Annotated in this window: 21 protein-coding genes; 14 read left to right on the forward strand and 7 right to left on the reverse strand. The window is 68.7% G+C overall.

Features of this window, described 5'->3' with window-relative positions; translation table 11 throughout:
* Positions 1-689: 689 nt before the first annotated feature.
* The 3 genes from MKK63_RS24080 to MKK63_RS24090 are packed head-to-tail and all read right to left on the reverse strand — an operon-like array spanning position 690 to position 3,382.
* Positions 690-1,118, reverse strand: a complete 429-nt coding sequence (locus tag MKK63_RS24080; RefSeq protein WP_244006241.1) for a GtrA family protein — start codon at positions 1,116-1,118, stop codon at positions 690-692.
* A complete protein-coding gene (locus tag MKK63_RS24085) occupies positions 1,115-2,404 on the reverse strand; it encodes an NAD(P)/FAD-dependent oxidoreductase (RefSeq protein WP_244006243.1) in 1,290 nt (429 codons plus the stop codon). The genes MKK63_RS24080 and MKK63_RS24085 overlap by 4 nt, the downstream gene beginning before the upstream one ends.
* Before the next feature lie 48 nt (positions 2,405-2,452).
* Positions 2,453-3,382, reverse strand: a complete 930-nt coding sequence (locus MKK63_RS24090; RefSeq protein ID WP_244006245.1) for an NAD-dependent epimerase/dehydratase family protein — start codon at positions 3,380-3,382, stop codon at positions 2,453-2,455.
* A 400-nt stretch (positions 3,383-3,782) separates the two neighbouring features.
* Here MKK63_RS24090 and MKK63_RS24095 point away from each other — a divergent pair, with 400 nt between their 5' ends.
* From MKK63_RS24095 to MKK63_RS24120, 6 genes are all read left to right on the forward strand, one after another.
* The gene (locus MKK63_RS24095; RefSeq protein ID WP_244006246.1) at positions 3,783-5,249 is read left to right on the forward strand and encodes a UbiA family prenyltransferase; all 1,467 of its coding nucleotides are present in this window, start codon (positions 3,783-3,785) and stop codon (positions 5,247-5,249) included.
* Positions 5,250-5,265: 16 nt separating this feature from the next.
* Positions 5,266-6,612, forward strand: coding sequence for an FAD-binding protein (locus MKK63_RS24100; RefSeq protein ID WP_244006247.1), 1,347 nt, complete (start codon positions 5,266-5,268; stop codon positions 6,610-6,612).
* A gap of 1 nt (position 6,613) precedes the next feature.
* On the forward strand, positions 6,614-7,348 hold the full coding sequence (locus tag MKK63_RS24105; RefSeq protein WP_244006248.1) for an SDR family oxidoreductase: 735 nt from the start codon (positions 6,614-6,616) through the stop codon (positions 7,346-7,348).
* Positions 7,349-7,672: 324 nt separating this feature from the next.
* On the forward strand, positions 7,673-8,569 hold the full coding sequence (locus tag MKK63_RS24110) for a glycosyltransferase family 2 protein (protein WP_244006249.1): 897 nt from the start codon (positions 7,673-7,675) through the stop codon (positions 8,567-8,569).
* A 536-nt stretch (positions 8,570-9,105) separates the two neighbouring features.
* Positions 9,106-9,732 (forward strand): class I SAM-dependent methyltransferase, encoded by a 627-nt coding sequence (locus tag MKK63_RS24115; protein ID WP_244006250.1) that lies wholly within the window; start codon positions 9,106-9,108, stop codon positions 9,730-9,732.
* A 153-nt stretch (positions 9,733-9,885) separates the two neighbouring features.
* Positions 9,886-10,383 carry a thermonuclease family protein gene (locus tag MKK63_RS24120; protein ID WP_244006252.1) on the forward strand — a complete coding sequence of 166 codons (498 nt, stop codon included), beginning with the start codon at positions 9,886-9,888 and terminating at the stop codon, positions 10,381-10,383.
* A 7-nt stretch (positions 10,384-10,390) separates the two neighbouring features.
* On the opposite strand, the gene MKK63_RS24125 is transcribed toward MKK63_RS24120, so the two are convergent.
* Positions 10,391-11,509, reverse strand: coding sequence for an AI-2E family transporter (locus tag MKK63_RS24125; protein ID WP_244006254.1), 1,119 nt, complete (start codon positions 11,507-11,509; stop codon positions 10,391-10,393).
* Between the two features lie 300 nt (positions 11,510-11,809).
* On the opposite strand from MKK63_RS24125, the gene MKK63_RS24130 reads away from it, so the two are divergent.
* The 6 genes from MKK63_RS24130 (at position 11,810) to MKK63_RS24155 (ending at position 15,029) form a co-directional block, all read left to right on the forward strand.
* On the forward strand, positions 11,810-12,118 hold the full coding sequence (locus tag MKK63_RS24130) for an acyl carrier protein (protein ID WP_168427441.1): 309 nt from the start codon (positions 11,810-11,812) through the stop codon (positions 12,116-12,118).
* Positions 12,119-12,143: 25 nt separating this feature from the next.
* Positions 12,144-12,611, forward strand: a complete 468-nt coding sequence (locus tag MKK63_RS24135; RefSeq protein ID WP_244006256.1) for a 3-hydroxyacyl-ACP dehydratase FabZ family protein — start codon at positions 12,144-12,146, stop codon at positions 12,609-12,611.
* 11 nt (positions 12,612-12,622) lie between these two features.
* Positions 12,623-13,750, forward strand: a complete 1,128-nt coding sequence (locus MKK63_RS24140) for a beta-ketoacyl-ACP synthase (RefSeq protein WP_244006291.1) — start codon at positions 12,623-12,625, stop codon at positions 13,748-13,750.
* Positions 13,751-14,103: 353 nt separating this feature from the next.
* The gene (locus MKK63_RS24145) at positions 14,104-14,313 is read left to right on the forward strand and encodes a cold-shock protein (protein WP_244006258.1); all 210 of its coding nucleotides are present in this window, start codon (positions 14,104-14,106) and stop codon (positions 14,311-14,313) included.
* A gap of 107 nt (positions 14,314-14,420) precedes the next feature.
* Complete coding sequence (locus MKK63_RS24150) at positions 14,421-14,789, forward strand: DUF6481 family protein (RefSeq protein WP_244006260.1); 369 nt, start codon at positions 14,421-14,423, stop codon at positions 14,787-14,789.
* A 39-nt stretch (positions 14,790-14,828) separates the two neighbouring features.
* A complete protein-coding gene (locus tag MKK63_RS24155; protein WP_244006261.1) occupies positions 14,829-15,029 on the forward strand; it encodes a hypothetical protein in 201 nt (66 codons plus the stop codon).
* A 56-nt stretch (positions 15,030-15,085) separates the two neighbouring features.
* Here the strand turns inward: MKK63_RS24155 and MKK63_RS24160 are convergent, their stop codons facing one another.
* Both MKK63_RS24160 and MKK63_RS24165 read right to left on the reverse strand, forming a co-directional pair.
* On the reverse strand, positions 15,086-15,568 hold the full coding sequence (locus MKK63_RS24160; RefSeq protein ID WP_244006293.1) for a GNAT family N-acetyltransferase: 483 nt from the start codon (positions 15,566-15,568) through the stop codon (positions 15,086-15,088).
* Between the two features lie 2 nt (positions 15,569-15,570).
* Positions 15,571-16,338, reverse strand: coding sequence for an NAD kinase (locus tag MKK63_RS24165; protein WP_244006262.1), 768 nt, complete (start codon positions 16,336-16,338; stop codon positions 15,571-15,573).
* Positions 16,339-16,498: 160 nt separating this feature from the next.
* On the opposite strand from MKK63_RS24165, the gene cutA reads away from it, so the two are divergent.
* Positions 16,499-16,843 (forward strand): divalent-cation tolerance protein CutA, encoded by a 345-nt coding sequence (cutA, locus tag MKK63_RS24170; protein WP_244006263.1) that lies wholly within the window; start codon positions 16,499-16,501, stop codon positions 16,841-16,843.
* Positions 16,844-16,986: 143 nt separating this feature from the next.
* Positions 16,987-17,586, forward strand: coding sequence for a hypothetical protein (locus MKK63_RS24175; protein ID WP_244006264.1), 600 nt, complete (start codon positions 16,987-16,989; stop codon positions 17,584-17,586).
* A gap of 26 nt (positions 17,587-17,612) precedes the next feature.
* On the opposite strand, the gene MKK63_RS24180 is transcribed toward MKK63_RS24175, so the two are convergent.
* A complete protein-coding gene (locus tag MKK63_RS24180; protein ID WP_244006265.1) occupies positions 17,613-18,749 on the reverse strand; it encodes a glycosyltransferase family 2 protein in 1,137 nt (378 codons plus the stop codon).
* Between the last annotated feature and the right edge of the window lie 23 nt (positions 18,750-18,772).

The following is an 18,772-nucleotide window of genomic DNA, read 5'->3' on the forward strand; positions in this document are numbered from 1 at the left end:
CCACCGACGCGGGCGCCGCCCCGTCCACGGACCCGCCCGGTCAGCCACCGGGCGGGCCCCGTAAAGGACGCCCCGGGATCGCTCCCGGGCCGCCGTGGACAGGTGGCGGCTAATGAGCACAAAATAGGAACATTGTCAAGGATCACAGGCGCGGATCTTTCCCTCCCGCTCTTCGGGCTACCGGATTCACACATCTCGACCGGCCCCTGGGGCTCTCGGATGAGGCGCGGGTCCCTTCTTCTGGAGGGAGAGGGACAGGGTGAGGGGTGTGACGTTCCCGAAAACGGCGCCCCCTGCACGCACCGTAATCGCGTGCTCGAACCTGAGCCTTCTCGTCCCTCACCCGGCTCTCTGCCAGAGCAGACCTCTCCCGCTCGGGAGAGGGGGCCTGTCGCGCTCTGCCGCCAGCGTCGGTGTCCACCGGAGATCTGTGAACATCGAAGCTGCGGGGGAGGGAGGACGCGTGTCACAGCCAGAGCGCGATCTGTGAATGTCGTCACGCAAAGGGGGGAGTGGGACGCGCAGTCGGCCCTCGTGGCGAACGCCGATACCATGTCCGGTTGGCGGGTCGGGATCGATCCGCGACGCCGGCGCGGCTTTCCCTGAGCGGGCCCCCGGATCGAGGTCCACCGGCGCTGCACCGGTCCGGGAGAGGGGCGGGCATCCGGGCGTGCGGATCCCGCCGCCGTTCAGGCCCGCTGCGCCCGCTTGCCGAACGAGAAGTACTTGTGGGCATAGAAGCTGAGCAGGATCGGGCTCGCGACGCCGATCAGGTGGGCGATATCCTCGGCGTGCCACGTGAAGCCGATCCTGGGGAAGACCATCCGCGCCAGACCCACGCTGACCCCAAGCACCATCAGGAAGCTGAACACGTTGACCAGGGCGAACCGGCCATATTCGCCGATCCAGCTTCCGGTCGAGGCGAAGACGTAGCGCCGCGCCAGCACGAAGGCCGTTGTCAGGCCGACGAGATAGGCCAGGGTCACGGCGAGTTCGTAGACCATGGCGAGGCTCAAGAGCCAGCGGGTCGCCACGTTGGCGAGCGCCGCGATGCCGCCGGTGACGACGAAGCTCGCGAGCTGCCGCCCCTCGCCCCCGCCCGTCGCCGGATCGCTCATGCCGGAATCCTCGCCACCATCTCCTCGGCGAGCCGGACGCTCTCCGAGATCCCGCGATCCTCGGGATAGTAGAAGCAGGTATCGGCGATCTGCAGTCCGGCGATCGGAGTCTGCACCGGCGGGAGCTTGGCGGCGAAGCCGGGTTCGCAGATCGGCTGGGCGTAGCGCAGCCGCGCGACCTTGCGGGCGAGCACGTCCTGCGGCCCGATCGCGGGATTGACCCGGCGGATATACGAGAAGGCCTCGTCGAGCAGCCTTTCGTCGTCCCAGGAAAATTTCGGGTTCGTGACCGGCATGTAATAGGGCACGTATACGATCGACTCGCCGTTCGGGATCGAGCGCAGGTTCGAGAACTCGATCAGGCCCGGGATGGCCACGTCCGGCTCGGAGATGTTGACCCAGAAGTGGGGCGTGACCGGCCTCTTCAATTTGAAGAGCAGGCAGCAGACGCCGATGTTGTTGATCGCGTCGTACTTGGCCTTCCAGTCCGCCGGCAGGTCCGGCACCGCCGCCGAGACGAACGGCGTCGGCATCGTCGAGATGACCGCGTCTGCGGGATGGAACCCGTCCGCGGCCTCGACCCCCGTGACCCGGCCGCCCTCGGTGACGACGCGCTTAGCCGGCGTCGACAGGCGGACGGACCCGCCCATCGCCGCGATGCGCTCGACCAGCCGGTCGACCAGGGTCTGGCTGCCACCCTCGATGTAGCCGAGCTGCTCGTCGAACAGGGATTTGCGCGAGCGGCCGATCCGCTTGACCCGCGTCCAGATCCAGGCGGCCGAGACGTTGTCGGCGTATTCGTAGAACTTGAGTTCGAACAAGGGCCGCCAGAGCTTCTCGTAGACCTCCCGGCCCGACCAGCGGGTGATCCACTCCTTCGCGCTCTGGGTCTCCAGCGCGTCCCAGCGCTCGCGCCGCGTCGACACGAAGGCCAGCAGGCCGTAGCGCAGGCGCGCCATCAGGCTGACGTTGGGGTAGCGCAGCAGCGAGATGGGATCGCCCCAGGGATGCAGCTTGCCCCCCGAGAAATAGCCCATCGTCGTCTTGCGCCAGCGCATCGCGTCGCCGAGGCCGATCTCGTCGAGCAACTTGAAGGTCGGCGCATCCGTCTTGCAGACGAAGTGGTAGAACCGCTCGATCGAGACACCGTCGAAGTCGAAATGCGCGGCCATGCCGCCGGCCTCAGGGCCGGCTTCCAGCACCTCGACCTGATGCCCGGCCTTGGCGGCGTGGTAGCCCGCGGCGAGGCCCATCGCCCCGGCGCCGATGACGATCAGGCGCGCCATCAGGCGGGCTCCCGCGCGAGCAAGCAGCGAACGTGCATCATCGGGCTCTCAGAATTGCAGCGCGATCTTGGAATAGACCGGGTGGCGGAACGTCTCGTCGAAGGCGCTCGCGAGCGGCGTCGCGCGCACGCCGAAGATCTTCGGCCAGTCGATCACCTCGAACACGTCGGGGGTCGACAGGGCCTTCAGTTGCTTCTCGGTGAACGGCGGGTTCTTGCTGAACAGCCCGTAAACGCGCAGCAGCAGCGCGAACATCCGGTAGGGGATGCGCACGATCTGGGTGCGGGCCTGGGTTGCCCGCTTCATCTCCCGGACGAGGTCGATGTAGTCGATCCGCTCCTGGCCGGTGATGTTGAAGGCGCCGGTCATCCGCCGCTCCACCGCGGCGACGATGACGTTGCAGAAATCGCCGACATAGAGCGGCTGGCGCAGGTAGCGGCCCGATCCGGGGATCGGGAAGACCGGCATCTTCTCCATGAACCGGGCGAGCCAGCCGACATGCTTCCGGTCGAACCAGCCGAACATCAGGGTCGGCCGCAGCACGATCTGGGGGATACCCGAGGCCAGGACCAGCGCCTCCTGCGCCTTCTTGGTCTCGGTGTAATCGTCGACCGCCAGCGAGTTCACGACCGACGAGGAAATGTTGACGATGTAGGGGACGGCGTGCCGCTTCGCCGCCGCGATCACGCGCTCGCTGGCCGTGACGTTGTTGCGTACGAACTCCTCCGGCACGAGGCCGCCGATCTGGGCATGCGCGTGGACCAGGGCATCGAGCCCGGCGAGCTTGTCCTGCCAGCCGTCATCGACGGCGAGGTCCGCCACGATGACCTCGACGTCGGGATGGTGCTCCTTCAGGATCGCCGCATTGGCGGCCGCCTTGTCGATCACCACGATGTCGGTGAAGCCGCGCTCCTTGAAGCGCGGTATGAGGTTCTGACCGACGAGGCCCGCACCGCCCGTGATCAAGACACGTCCCATTCGCGAAAATCTCTCGATACAAGTCGCTGCTCGCGGGATCCCTATCGAATATACTCCGGGTCAGCAAGGACGCCCATTCGACTGGAACGCCTGCATTAGCTTATGTCCCAAGGAAATATCGTTATCGTTTCAACCAGAAACGGTTGGAATATGTATAGAAATTGCTGATCCCGGATCGCCGCGGGGTTAACGCGGTCGCGGCGGAGTACTCTCAGTTGTTACCGCGCGCACCGCGGGGCGCTTCGATCGGGATCGCCGCCCCTCCGAGCCTTGACATTCTTGGCCTGTCCAGTTCACGTATTTCCCGATATGCGGCCATCCAATTTTCCACTAATTCGGCGGGAAGATTGTAGGAAGTGACCACTTTAACAGTAGGACATCACTTGCTGAGAGTGCCCGCATGAGCGCCGCGAGCGCCGCGATCCGGGACGTGGGCACCAACGACGTCCCGCTTGTCGTCGACGTCGATGGCACGCTGATCAAGAGCGACCTTCTCTACGAGTCGGCGCTCCAGTTCCTGGCCCGCTTCCCGCTCGAGGCCTGGCGGCTGCCGCACTGGCTGTTCTCGGAAGGCAAGGCCGCGCTGAAGCAGCACCTGTCCGAGCGCGCCGACCCGAGCATCGCGACGATCCCGCTGCGCGAGGAGACCGTGGCGCTGATCCGGGACGCGCAGGCGGCCGGACGCCCGGTCTATATCGCGTCGGCCTCGGACCGCCGCCTCGTCGAGGCGCTGGCCGAGCGGGTCGGTGGGATTGCCGGGGTGTTCTCGACCGAAGCGGGCGTCAATCTGGCCGGCGACGCGAAGGCCCGCCGCCTCGTGGCCGAGTTCGGCGAGAAGGGGTTCGATTACGTCGGAGACGCAGCCGTCGACTTCCCGGTCTGGCGGGCGTCGCGCAATGTGCTGGCGGTGGCGCACGGCGGCGACTTCTCGCAGAAGGTGCGGGCGGCATTCCCGGATGCACGCATCGTCGCGGAATCCCGGGTCAAGCCCCGGGACGTGGTCCGAGCGTTGCGCCCGCACCAATGGGCCAAGAACGCCCTGGTCTTCGTGGGGCTGGTCACCGGCCACCATTTCGACGCGGCGAGCACGCTCGCGTCGCTCACCGCCTTCGTCTGCTTCTGCATGGCGGCGTCGAGCGCCTACCTGATCAACGACCTGCTCGATCTGCCGGCCGACCGGATCCATCCGCGCAAGTCCCGGCGGCCGTTCGCGTCGGGCGCGGTGCCGGTGCTGTACGGGGTCGTCCTGGCGGCGATTCTCGCGGCCGGCGCCTTCGTGCTCTCGTTCGGGCTGCCGGTGAAGTTCAGCCTTGCCCTGCTGATCTACCTCGTCCTGACGCTCGCCTACTCGTTCTATCTCAAGCGCCGGATGATGATCGACATCGTGGTGCTGGGCGGCCTCTACGCAATTCGTGTCTTCGGCGGCGTCGCCGCCCTGGGCCTGCCGCAGACGCCCTGGCTGCTGATGTTCTCGCTGTTCCTGTTCACCAGCCTCGCGATCGTGAAGCGCTGTTCCGAACTCACGGCCAACCATCAGGGCGAACAGCCGGGCGAGAAGAAGACTCTCGCCGGGCGTGGCTACTTGGTGGAGGACCTGCGCGTCCTGTTCCCGTTCGGCGCGGCGGCGGGCTACGGCTCGGTCTTCGTCTTCGCGCTGTACATGTCGAGCCCGGACGTGGCCGCGCTCTACACCCATCCCAACCGGCTCTGGCTGATCTGCCCGCTGCTCATCTACTGGATCAGCCGCATGTTCCTGCTCTCGAACCGGGACCAGCTCCACAGCGATCCGGTCGTCTACGCGCTCACCGATCGCATCAGCCTCGCGACCGGCGCCTGCGTCGCGGCCGTGCTGGCGATCTCCCTCTGACAGCCCGAGTCCCCCCGTGTCCGAACCCGACCGTACGCGCGTCCCGCTCACCGGGTGGGGACGCTACCCGCGGCGCGACTGCGAGGTCGCGGCGCCGACCGACCCCGCCGCCGCGGCGGTCGCGCGCGCGCCGGCCCGGCCGCTCATCGCCCGGGGCAACGGGCGCTCCTACGGCGATGCCAGCTTCGGCCCCGGTCTGACCGTCGACATGCGCCGGCTCGGCCGGCTCATCGCGTTCGACGAGGCGACCGGGGAGCTGACCTGCGAGGCCGGCGCGCTGCTGAGCGAGATCGTCGCGGTGTTCACGCCCCGCGGCTGGTTCCCGCCGGTGACGCCCGGCACCAAGTTCGTGACCGTCGGCGGCATGGTGGCGTCCGACGTGCATGGCAAGAACCACCACGGCGCGGGCTCGTTCTGCGATCACGTCCTCTCGGCCCGCCTCGCGCTGGGCGACGGCACCATCCTGACCTGCTCACGGGCGGAGAACGCGGATCTCTTCGCCGCCACCTGCGGCGGCATGGGGCTGACCGGCACCCTCCTGACCGTGACGTTCCGCCTGATCCCGGTGCGCTCGTCGAAGATCCTGCAGGAGACCGTCCGCGCCCCCGACCTCGCGACCGCGATCGACATCTTCGAGTCCGGTTCCGCCCGCACCTACTCGGTCGCCTGGATCGACTGCCTCGCCTCCGGCGCGCATCTCGGCCGGTCCGTGATCATCTTCGGCGAGCATGCCGCGCCGCAGGATCTCGATCCGTCCGAGCAGGCCACGCCCTTCGCGCGGCCGTCGCCCCGCGGCAAACGCGTGCCGGTCGATTTCCCGACCGTGGCGCTCAACCGGCTCTCGGTGTCGCTGTTCAACCAAGTCTACTACCGGCTACAGAAGCCGGGCCGAAAGGTGGTCGACATCGACCCCTATTTCTACCCGCTCGACGCCATCCAGGACTGGAACCGGATCTACGGGCGCCACGGCTTCGTGCAGTACCAGTGCGTGCTGCCCCTGGAGACCAGCCGCGACGGGCTGACCGCCCTGCTCACCGAGATCGCCCGGGTCGGGCAGGCCTCCTTCCTGGCGGTGCTCAAGCGGCTCGGCCACGAGTCGTTCGGCCACCTCTCGTTCCCGCGCGCGGGCTACACCCTTGCCCTGGATTTCCCGGCCAACCCCGAGACCTTCGCGCTGCTCGACCGGCTCGACCGGATCGTCACCGAGGCCGGCGGCCGGCTCTACCTCGCCAAGGACGCGCGGATGCGCGCGCCGATGCTGCGCGCCGGCTATCCCCGGCTGGAGCAGTTCAATGCGGTCCGGCGGCGCTACGGCCTCGACGGACGTTTCCGGTCGGCCCTGTCCGATCGTCTGGAGATCTAGCGTGACGCCAAAGTCCGTCCTCATCCTCGGTGCGCGCTCGGATATCGGCCGCGCCGTCGCCCGGCGCTTCGCGCAGAGCGGGGCCTCGGTGACCCTCGCGGCGCGGCGTGCCGACGCCCTCGCGGACGACCTCGCCGACCTGCGGATCCGCTTCAAGGTCGTGGCCGAGGCGGTCGAATTCGACGCCACGGACGGCGCGGCCGAGCGCTTCTTCGACGGGCTCCCGGCGCTGCCGGACGTGGTCGTCATGGTGGTGGGCCTGCTGGGCGACCAAGCGCAGAGCGAAGCGGACCTCGACGCCGCGAACGCCGTCATGGCGGCCAACTACACGGGGCCGGCCTGCTACCTCCTCGCCGCGGCCCGGCGCATGGGGACGCGCGGCAGCGGCTGCATCGTGGGCATCAGTTCGGTGGCGGGCGACCGCGGCCGGCAATCCAACTTCGTCTACGGCTCGGCCAAGGCGGGGTTCACCGCCTTCCTGGCCGGGCTGCGCAACCGCCTGTTCAAGAAGGGCGTGACGGTGGTCACGGTCAAGCCGGGCTTCGTGGCGACCGCCATGACGGCCGGCATGAAGCTTCCGCCCGCGCTGACCGCGCAACCGAGCGAGGTCGGGGACGCGATCTTCACCGCCGTGACCAAGGGCCGGGACGTGATCTATGTCCGGCCGATCTGGCGGCTGATCATGACCGTGATCCGGAGCGTGCCGGAAACCGTGTTCAAGCGTCTCTCGATGTGAGCGACCGGGAGCGGACGCCCTGGTGGGCGGCCCTGACCCGGGGATCGGATGGCCACGGATCTCCGCAGGATTCGCGGCTTGATAAATCCGGGCCATGCCGTAAGCCCTCTTCCATCGCGCGGATCGAAGATTGCTAGAGAACCGTTCTCTTGCGCGCCAGGGACTTGTTTTCCCAATGGGTGGGAGATCCCAAGGCCACGCACGACACTTTCAAATCGTCTGCTCCTCGGGGCGGGGATTGCCTGAAGGGCGATGATCATCGTGCCGCACGCCGCGTCGAGGCCCGCCGGTCTCGTAGCGTGAGGCTTGAGAGAGAGACGCGTGATGACCCGCTTGTTTGTCGGCATTCCGAGCGCTGGGCGGAAGGGAATCCTGAGCGACACGCTCGCGCATCTCAGCCGGCAGGTCCGGCGCCCGGACAGGGTCATCCTCTGCACGCCGGACGACGAGGATTATCAGACCCCGGACTTCGACCGCACCCTCGACCTGATCCACATCCGGGCGACGAAGGGCTCCTGCGCGCAGCGGAACGCGATGCTCGACCTCCTGAAGGACGAAGCCGGCATCCTGCTCATCATCGACGACGATTTCTTCGTCCACCGGCAGTATCTCGACGCGATCGAGACGATCATGCAGGCGCGGCCCGACATCGCGCTGGCCAACGGCCACATCATCAAGGACGGGATCATCGGCCCCGGCATACCGGTCGCGGAGGCGAATCGGATGCTCGACGAGACGCCGGCCGATCCCGCGCGCCCGGCGACCGTGCGGGACAAGATCGTCGGCTACGGCTGCAACATGGCGATCCGCCTCGAACACGCGCGGGCTGTGCGATTCGACGAGAACCTGCCCCTCTACGGCTGGCTGGAGGATGTCGACTTCTCGCATCAGCTCAGCAAGTCGGGGAAGATCGTCGACGTGTCCGCGATCTCCGGCGTGCATCTGGGGATCAAGATGGGCCGGACACCCGGGAAGAAGTTCGGCTACTCGCAGATCGTCAACCCGATCTACCTGATCCGGAAGGGGAGCATGAAGTGGCGCCATGCGCTGTTCCTCATGGTCCGCAACATGGGGATGAACGTGACGCGGAGCGTGTCGCCCGAGCCCTATCTGGATCGACGCGGCAGGCTCTTCGGCAACCTGCTCGGTTTGCGCGACCTCCTTCGCGGGCGCATCGATCCGCGTGCGGTGGCCCTGCTGGACCAGCGGAGGGCGGGCTAGGGCGCTCTTCGCCAAAGCGAATACCGGCTCGGTATGAGGTCGCTCGGCACGCCTCTTGCGGACTGTTCTTCCCAGGGCGGCGACCCGGAACGCGCGATGTCACGGCGTCTGTTTCAGCTTCGTGACGATCGTCCGGCTTCGACCCGCAGGGCGGGCGTATCCGCCGTCGTGAGTGGCCCCTATGCCACCGAGTCAGACGCGTATTCCGCAATCTTCGCGGGATCGGAGGGTCGTATTAATATTAGCGACCATAAGTAATTGGCCGAAACTTGTTAATAGGCCTAAGTGCTGCTTCATTCAGGCTAACGATCTGTCTATCTTTCCTGGGTTTGAGGCCGGGTGTGTTGCCGCCTCTTGAGGTTGCGTTAACCATCGATGGCCTGTCGTGCCAAGAGCGCGAGGGATCTGTCGATGCAGACAAAGGTAGTCTCACACATCGCATTGTCCTGGCCTGGAAATTCGTATTGGCGGTATAGCGGCATCGCCTGATTGGTCGTGGTAAGACCGCGCCGCAGGCAGGGTACTGGAGTGATTGGATGGCCAACGTGGATGTCGCCGACAGGGTGTCCGGCCTGATGGGCGGGCGGGACCGAGCCCGCTCGGTCCTCAACAAGCTGGGCTACGACACCACGGACTGGGTCCGCGTCGTCATGTACCGCGAGTGCTTCTCGTTCATCGAGAGCCTCTCGCCCGGCACGCTGGACACATTGGAGATTGCGGCCGGCCCGCAATGGAAGCGCAGGTTCCAGTTCAAGTCCTACACGGCGGCCGATTACCCGGCCTTCGACATCTGCGAGGGCCGGCTCGACCGGCAGTTCGATCTCATCATCGCCGATCAGGTGTTCGAGCACCTCAAGTGGCCGCAGCGGGCGGGGAAGAACGTCTTCTCGATGCTCAAGCCCGGGGGCACCTTCATCGTGACGACGCCGTTCCTGATCCGGTTGCACGACAGCCCGATCGACTGCTCGCGCTGGACCGAGACCGGCATGTCCTACCTCCTGCAGGAATGCGGCTTCGAAGCGCAGAACATCAAGACCGCCTCGTGGGGCAACCGGGCCTGCGTGCGCGCCAACTTCCGCCGGTGGCCGCGCTTCGGCTGGTACAAGCCGCTCCACAACGAGCGGGATTTTCCGGTGACCGTCTGGGCGTTCGCGCGCCGGTAAGCCGTTCCGCGCGGCCGGCCCGGGACGCCCTTGGCTGCGTCTTGTCAAATTCGCCACATTGATCTGCGAGCGTCGCCGCTTCGTCAGGCCTGAGCCGCCCCCCGCGCGCCGACAGCCCCGACACGCGCCCGCCGCCACCGTGGACCCCTCGTCATGATCAGATCGACGCTCGCCCTGCTCCTCCTGTGCGGCTCCGCTGCCGCCGCGGGGACGATCAGTGGCCCGGCGACCGTGATCGACGGGGATACGATCGAGGTCCAAGGCGCCCGCCTCCACCTCTACGGCATCGATGCGCCCGAGACTGCGCAGAGCTGCGAGACCGACAAGGGCCGGGAATACCGCTGCGGCCGCGAGGCCGCGCGGGCCCTGCGCGCCCGGATCGCCGGCGCCGTGGTGACCTGCGAGCGGCAGGAGCCCGCAATCGCGGGCCGTCTCGTCGGCCTCTGCCACGTTCACGGGGAGGATCTGTCGGCCTGGATGGCCGGCCAGGGCTTCGCGCTGGCCAGCCGCCATGGAACCACGGCCTATGTCGCGCAGGAGGGCCGCGCCTGGGCGACCCGCCGCGGGATCTGGGCCGGCACCTTCGAGAAGCCGGCCGATTGGCGCAACGACCGGCGCCGGGTCGAAGCCTCGGCCGGCGCGGACGAGTAGGAACCGCTCAAGCCTTCTTGTCGTGGCCCTCGGTGAACTCCCGCCAGAGCAGCACCAGGGCCGCCATCACGGCCGGGCCGACGAACAGGCCGAGCAGGCCGAAGGTCTCGACGCCGCCGAGGATACCGAGCAGCACCCACAGGAACGGCAGCTTCGTGGTGCCGCCGATCAGGGCCGGCCGCACGAAGTGGTCCGCCACGAAGGTCACGACCAGGCCGGCGACCGCCACCACGAGGGCGGCCTTCGTCGCGCCCGCCGCCACGAGCAGCAGCGCCGCGATCGCGATGGCCAGGGCGGCGCCGAACGGGATCATCGCCGCCACGGCCGTGAAGGCGCCGAGCAGCACCGGGTGGGGCACGCCCGCAAAGTAGTAGACGATCCCGAGCAGGACGCCTTCGCCGAGGCCGACGAGGACGAGTCCGTCCACGGTCCCGTGCACCGAGGCGACCATCTGGCGGGCGACGCGCTCGCCCCGCGGCCCGAACAGCTTCTGGCAGGCGGTCAGCGACTGATCCCGTACCGTGCGCCAGTCGCGGAACAGGAAGAACAGCGCCACGAGGCTGAAACCGAACAGCACGACCCGCCGGACGATCTCCCGCCCGACATTCCGCGAGGTGCCGATCACCGAGTCGTTCTCGAACCGGTGCAGCAGGTCCGAGCCCGCCTGCGCGTGGTTGAGGTTGTCGTTCCACCACGCGGTCGCCTGCGCGGCGCCGTAGGGCAGGTGCTGAAGGAATTCGGGCGCCGGGATGCCGTTCGCTTCGGCGTTGCGCACGAACTCGGCCACGTCGTGGGCCTCCCGGGCCGCCTGGACGCCGAGGATCGCGAGGGGCGCGAGGAAGACCAGCGCCACGGCCGCGGTCATCAGCGACGGCAGCAGGATGTTGTGCTTGCCGGGCGGGAAGCGGCGCTCCAGCCGGATGTAGACCGGGAACAGGGCGATCGCCAGCACCACCGCCCAGGCCAGCGCCGGCAGGAACCGGTGCAGGATCCACAGGCCGAGCGCCGAGAGCGCCAGGACCAGCAGGACCCGGGCCGCCCCCTGCGAGCGTGCCCGCTCATGCGGCGGCAGCGGCGCCTCCTCGATCCGTGCCGGCGGACGCGCGGGTTTGGTGATCGGTGGCATCCGTCTCAATCTCCTGGAACGCGGCTGCCGTCCCGTCCCTCAGCGAGGACCAACGGGGCGAAAGCGGTACAGATGCCCGCACGCGCGGCATTGCGCACCTGTGGACTGGCGCTGAAACGCGGCGCGGTCCGCCAAGGTTGCCGCCCCTGACACCCTCGTGTAGAGGTCGCCGCCATCCCACGGGGCCGCGTATCGGGGCCCGTAGACGCTGAGGATGGTCGCGCGGGGCGTACCGGGCTGTCCGGTGGCGAGGGGGCTCCCGCCCGACCGATCCGGAATCCGTCCAGCCCGCGAGAAGACATGTCCGACGAGCCCGCCCACGGCAGCGCCACCTTCGAGCGCGTGGCCGACATCATTGCCGAGACCGCCGATATCCCGCGGGAGAAGATCACCCCCGAGAGTCACGCCATCGACGATCTCGGCATCGACAGCCTCGCCTTCCTCGACATCGCCTTCGCGGTCGACAAGGCCTTCGGGATCAAGCTGCCGCTGGAGCGCTGGACCCAGGAGGTCAACGAGGGCAAGGTCCCGGCCGAACAGTATTTCGTGCTCAAGAACCTGTGCGCGCGCATCGACGGCCTGGTGGCCGAAAAGGCCGCCAAGGTCTGACACCAAGCCGGCTGATCGTCCCGCCATGCGCCTCGAATATTTCGAGATGATCGATACCGTGCGGCTTCTCGACCGGGCCGCCGGCCGGATCGAGGCGCTCGCCCGGGTGCCGCTGGAGAGCCCGGTCTTCGAGGGGCATTTTCCCGGCCATCCCCTGGTGCCCGGCGTGCTTCTCACCGAGACCATGGCGCAGGCCTCCGGCTACCTCGTGCTCGCCCATCTCGACTTCGCCCGGATGCCGTTCCTCACCGGGGTCGACAAGGCGCGGTTCCGGTCCTTCGTCGGGCCGGGGGCGGACCTCCTCGTGACCGCGAGCCTGGAGCACGACGGCTCCGGCTACGCCGTGACGAAGGCCGCGATCAGCCATGCCGGCAAGGCGCTGTGCGACGCCGAACTGCGCTTCCGCACCATGCCGTTCCCGGACGGGCTCGACGCGCCCATGCGGGAACGGGCCCGGTCGATCGGCCTGTTCCCGGATCCGGTGCAGCCGTGACGGGCCGAATCGTGAACCGCCCCGTCGTCGTCACCGGCCTCGGCCTCGTCTCCTGCGCGGGCGAGGGCGTGGAGGCCCATCTCGCGGCCCTCGACACAGGGGCGCCGCCCCGGACCGATTCGGAGAGCTTCGCGCCGTATGCGGTGCATCCGGCGCCCACGATCGCCTGGGACAATCAGATCCCCAAGCGCAGCGACCAGCGCCAGATGGAGGCGTGGCAGCGGCTCGGCGTCTATGCCGCCGGCCTCGCCCTCGATTCCGCAGGCGTGAAGGACGACGCGGCCTTCAAGCAAGCCCTGCATTTGGTGGTGGCGGCGGGCGGCGGCGAGCGCGACTATGCGGCCGATGGTGCGATCCTGACCGGCCTGCGCGACGCCCCCGACCCGGGCGCCTACCTGAACGAGCGGCTCCAGAACGATCTGCGCCCGACCCTGTTCCTGGCCCAGCTCTCGAACCTGCTGGCCGGCAACATCGCCATCGTCCATGGGGTGACGGCGGCCTCGCGGACCTTCATGGGCGAGGAGGCCGCCGGGGTCGACGCCCTGCGGATCGCCCAGGCGCGGGTGGCGTCCGGACAGATCGACGCGATCCTGGTCGGCGGCTCGTACAGCGCCGAGCGGCCGGACGTGCTGGTGATCCACGCCATGGGCGGCTTCCTCGCCCGGGACGGCTACCGGCCGGTTTTCGCGCGCGGGGAGCTCGGCGGGTTCATCCTCGGCAGCTGCGCGGCCTTCCTGATGCTCGAATCGGAAGCGCACGCGGCCGCCCGGGGCGCCCGCGCCCTCGCTCGACTCGACGCGGTGGCGAGCGACCGGACCCGGCGCAGGCCCGGCAGCGTCGCGGCGAGTCTCGAGGTCCTGTGGCGGCAGGCCGGGCTCGACGCACCCGATCACGTCCTGTCCGGCGCGACCGGCCTCGCATCGATCACCACGGAGGAGCGGGACGCCCTGGCGCGGCTTGCGCCGACGGTCCGCGTCCAGGCGCTCGGCGACGTGCTTGGCCACGGGCTCGAAGTGGCGGCACCGTTCGGGGCCGCCCTGGGGACCGCCCTCGTGGCTGCCGGCCGCGCCCGCGAGGTGGCGGTGACAGCGGTGGGACATCGCCGCGGCGAGGGTGTGCTGCGCCTCGGCGCGATCTGAGCCAAAGGCACCGATACGTCCAAATGTCGGCGCGGGAACACAGATCTTAGGCTCGCCGCCTCCGTTGAACTCCGCCCGGTCGGCTCTCAGACGGCTGCTCGGGGGGCATTACCATCGTTCTGACGCCACAAATGTGCGCCGAACCAGGCCGGCATCATAAGAAATATTTCTCAGCACTTGCCAAGACAGCGCAAAGGGTCTAACAATACCGGATCGGCACGTGTCCGGATATCTTGGACCGTTACGCCTTCGCAGGGCGGTTCTGACTTTCCTATCGCTATCGGTCGATAACGGCGTCATGCCCTCCAGGCAGGCGCCTTTTCTCACTGCGCCTGCGAAGATCAAGGACTTCCATGAGCACCGGAACCGTCAAGTGGTTCAACGAGACCAAGGGCTACGGCTTCATCCAGCCGGATGACGGCGGCAAGGACGTCTTCGTCCATATCTCGGCCGTCGAGCGCGCAGGGATGCGCAGCCTGAACGAGGGCCAGAAGGTCACCTACGAGCTGGAGACCGACCGCCGCAGCGGCAAGGAGTCCGCGGGTCAGCTCCAGACGGCCTGATCCACATCCGAACGTTTCGCGTCGAAGCCGCTTCAGAAGGAGCGGCTTCTTCGTATCTACAATCCCCCGGGGCGCTGGCTTTCGCTGCGCCCGACCCAGGAGTGTCTGTGAGCTTTCCTAACAAGCAGGGCGTCGTCGATCGCCTTGAGACGGCCGCCAAGGCGCGGTCGGAAATGCTGGCCCGGTTCCGGGCGCGCCCGTCCGCGGATGATCCGGTGGTCCTCGCCCGCCAATCCGCCCGCCGCGCCGTGGTCGATGCGCGCGATGCCCGAACCGCCGAGCGTACGGCCCAGCGTCAGGCCGAACTCGAGCGTGCCGCCGCTCAGGCCGAGGCCGAGCGCCTCGCCGAGATCGAACGCAAGCACGCCGAGCAGCTCGCCGCTCAGGAGCGTGCCAAGGCCTTGCAGGCTGAGCAGAAGCTCCAGCGCGACGCCCGCTACCTCGCCCGCAAGGCGAAGGCTCAGAAGAAGCGCTGAGCCGCCTCGGCCTATCGACGCCGCATCCAGGAGTTCGGCATGTCTCACAAATTCAAGATCGGCGAGCGTGTCTGCCGGCCCCAGCTCGGACTCCCGGGTGACCGGGGCGCTGGCGAGGTGTTCGAGGTGCTGCGGCTGATGCCGGCGGACCAGACGGGCGAGCCGAGCTACCGGATCCGCACCCAGGGCGGGGAACGGGCGATCCGCGAGAGCGATCTCGTGGCTGCGCCGCAGGCCTGAAGCGGACGCGGCGCGGAGGCCTCCAGGATCTGGAGCCCTCCCGCGGCGCGCTGGTCTCAGAGCGTCTGGAACATCACCAAGGCATCGACAGATCCGAGTCCGGGATGCCGGAAGGCTCCCGGGAGCCGGCCCACCGCCGCGAAGCCGAGGCTTTCCCAAAGCCGCACGGCCCGAACGTTGGTGCTCACAACAAAATTGAACTGCATCGCGGTGAAGCCCTGCGCGCGCGCCTGTTCGAGGGCATGTGTGCCCATGGCCCGGGCGATCCCGCGATCTGCTGCCGCCGCATCGGTCATGAAGCCGCAATTGGCGACGTGGGCACCGCCGCCTGCTTGGTTGGCCCGCAGGTAGTAGGTGCCGAGCACCGCTCCATCCTGCTCGGCCACATAGGTCTTACGGTCGGCGCTGGTCCAATACGTGAGCGCGTCCGACGCGCTGAGGTCGCGGTCGAGGGCGTAGGTCTCTCCGGCACGGATGGTCGGCAGGATGATCCGGACAATCGCCGCGTGATCGCGCTCCGCGGCGGACCTGATCTGCACGCTCACCCGAACTGCTCGCGCAAGATACGCTCGTCGAGGCTGTGGCCGGGATCGTGCAGCAGCACCAGTTCGGTGGTGCGGTCGAGCGACGTCTCGACCGTGCAGACCCGGCGGAACTCCGTGTGGTCGGCCACCGCCGCCACCGGGCGGTGGGGTGCGTCGAGCACGTCTATCCGGATCTTCGCGTAATCCGGCAGGAGGGCACCGCGCCAGCGCCGGGGCCGGAAGGCCGAGATCGGCGTCAGCGCCAGGAGCTTGGCATCCAGCGGCAGGATCGGGCCACCGACCGAGAGGTTGTAGGCGGTCGAGCCGGCTGCCGTCGCGACCAGCACGCCGTCGGCGATCAGCAGGTCGAGCCGGACATTCCCGTCCACGGCGATCTTCAGCTTGGCGGTCTGGTGGGTCTGGCGCAGCAGGTAGACCTCGTTGATCGACCGGGCGCGGTGCGAGCGGCCTTCCGTGTCGAGCACGTCCATCACCAGCGGATGAATGACGCTGCGCTGCGCGGCGTCCACGTGCTCCAGGAGGTCGTCGTCCCGGAATTCGTTCATCAGGAAGCCGACGGTGCCGCGGTTCATCCCGTAGATCGGCTTCGGGTTGTCCATGAACCGATGCAGCACCTGCAGCATCAGCCCGTCGCCGCCGAGCGCGACAACGACATCCGCCTCCTCGGGCGGGACGTGGTCGTAGCGGCGCATCAGGGCGGCGGCGGCTTCGCGGGCGTAGCCGGTCGGGCTCGCCACGAAGGCGATTTTTTTGGAATGCGGCATGGGTCAGGTGAGGCCGGGCGGTCGCGTCGAGGTCGCGTCGGGCGTCATCACGTCACGGCTCCAGTGCTGATGAGCGAACCGCCCGGTTGACGTCGCTGCCCCGCATGCCCCTCACTCGCCGGGACTGCGTGACTTGGACTGTGCGACTTGGAGGCATAGCATGGAGCGTCCGCTTCTCGTCTACACCACCTTTCCCGATGCCGCTTCGGCCCTCAACATCGGCGAGGCGCTGGTCCGCGAACGGCTGATTGCCTGCATCAACGTGCTGCCGGGCATGCGCTCGGTCTACAGCTGGAAGGGTGCGGTGGAGCGGAGCGAGGAAGTCGCCGCGATCCTCAAGAGCCGCGAAGGGCTGGCCGATGCCCTGTCGGCCGCCCTGAAGGCCCGCCATCCCTACGACACGCCGATCATCCTGCATCTGCCGGTCGCCGGAGCGGACGCCGACACGGCGGCCTGGATCCTGGCGGAGACCGGCCTGGAGGCGCCGCCGCATCGCCCGGCGTGACCCGACGAAGCCGGTGCGGCGCGCGCGCGCACCCGTCCGAGTCCCCGGAGCTGATCGCGTTGTCAGGCGCAGGGAGGCTGTCGCATCGCCGGCGGCTGCTGACGAGGCGGTCTTCGCGGCAAGCCGGATGGGGGTGTGAGACGATGGCGTCATCGAGCTGCAGAGCGCGCGTCGCAGCTCTCCTGATCGCGGTCCTCGCAGGCGGCGGGGCCGCCCGGGCGGCTGGAGATACGCCCGCGCTGAATGTCGCGCCGGCGCCATCCGGGCCGGCGGGCCTCGCCACCGCCGATCCACCGACCCTACGGTACGGCGTGCTCTACGCCGATGCCGAGGGGCGCAGCCACGTCCAGTATTGCGATCTCAAGAACTTCGCCTTCAAGAGTTACGCGCCGCCCGCACCGCCGCAATATGTCGGCGCGCCGCCCGGCGACGTGGCATCGATCGCCTACGCGGTGCTTCCGGTCGGCTATGTCGGGCCGTGGCACGCGGCGCCCGGCCCGCAATGGGTCGTCACCCTGTCGGGCCGCTGGTCGGTTGAGGCCACCGACGGCACGGTGATGGAGCAGGGGCCCGGCGAGATCCAGTTCAACGCCGATTCGGGGTCGAAACCGCAGGGTCCGGATAACCGGGCCGGTCACCTGACCCGGCAGGTCGGCGACGTGCCGACCGTGCAGCTCATCGTGTCGCTGAGGCCGCAGACGCAAGGGCGCGGCACCGAGCCGTGCCAGCCCGCGCAGCGATGATTTTCGCGCGCCGGATCGGGGCGGCTTCAGACCCCGCGGACCGGGTAGCTGCGGCCCTTCCAGGTGGCGGCCCCGGCCCGCTCCCGGCGCAGCAGCACGTTCCACTGGATTGCCAGCGCCACCGCGACCGCGGCCGGGTGGAGCGGGATCGTCGCGAGCGGCGCCCGGACCACCAGGGTGATGGCCGTTCGCGTCGCCAGGGAGAGGGCGAGGGAAGAAGCGGCGGCGATCAGGGCGGCGGTCGGGATCAGGCCGAGCAGGCCGGCCAGGACGAGGAGCGGCGGCAGGAGTTGTCCGCCCCCGAGCAGCAGAGTCCAGACCGGCAGAGCCCGGGGCGTTGCCATGCCCTCGTGGGCGTTCTTCGAGAAGCCCGCCCAGGCCTGCGCGAAGCCGTGATACATCCGGCAGGTGGCCAGCGGCGCGGCGGCGACGAGATCCGTCCGGTGGCCGGCCGCGCGGAACAGGCGCGGCAGGCGGACGCCGTCATGCAGTGAGGTGCGGATCGCGCTGTGGCCACCCGTGGCCGCGTAGGCCGCGGCCTCCATCAGGACGAGTTGCCCGCAGGCCGCGCCGAGCGACGGGTCGCGCAGGTGGCGCATCAGCGGCACCGGCAGATAGCCGAGGAGCAGGAAGTCGATCATCGGCACGGTCAGCATCTCGCCGGGCGTGCCCAAATCCTGCCGCGGTACGCCGCTGATCAGGGCCGCGCCGGTGCGGCGGGACTGCGCCGCCAGGGATGCCGCAGCATCCGGCTCGAGCCGCACGTCGGCATCGATGAACAGGAGATGTCGCCCGCGCGCGAGGCCGGCCATGTGGAAGCAGGCGTGGTTCTTGCCCGTCCAGCCCTCGGGCAGCGCCGGCACGGCGACGAGGCGCAGGCGCGGATCGTCGATGGACCGCACGATCTCCGGGGTCGCGTCGGTGGAATGGTCGTCGCCGACGATCACCTCCACGGGCACCGTCGTGCTGGCCAAAGCCGCGCGGACGGTGGCGGCGATGTTGCCGGCCTCGTTGCGCGCCGGGATCAGGATCGAGACGCGATCGGGATCCGCCTCCGGCGACGGCCGGCGCAGGACCGCGAGATTTACCGCCGTCAGCACCGCCGGGAGGAGCGCCAGGGCGAGACCCAGGAGAGCCAGGGCCGTCAGGATCGAATCGGTCATGGTCCGTGCCGGAGATGGATCCC

Origin of the sequence: Methylobacterium sp. J-088, assembly GCF_022829295.1 — a bacterium.
Lineage (GTDB): Bacteria > Pseudomonadota > Alphaproteobacteria > Rhizobiales > Beijerinckiaceae > Methylobacterium.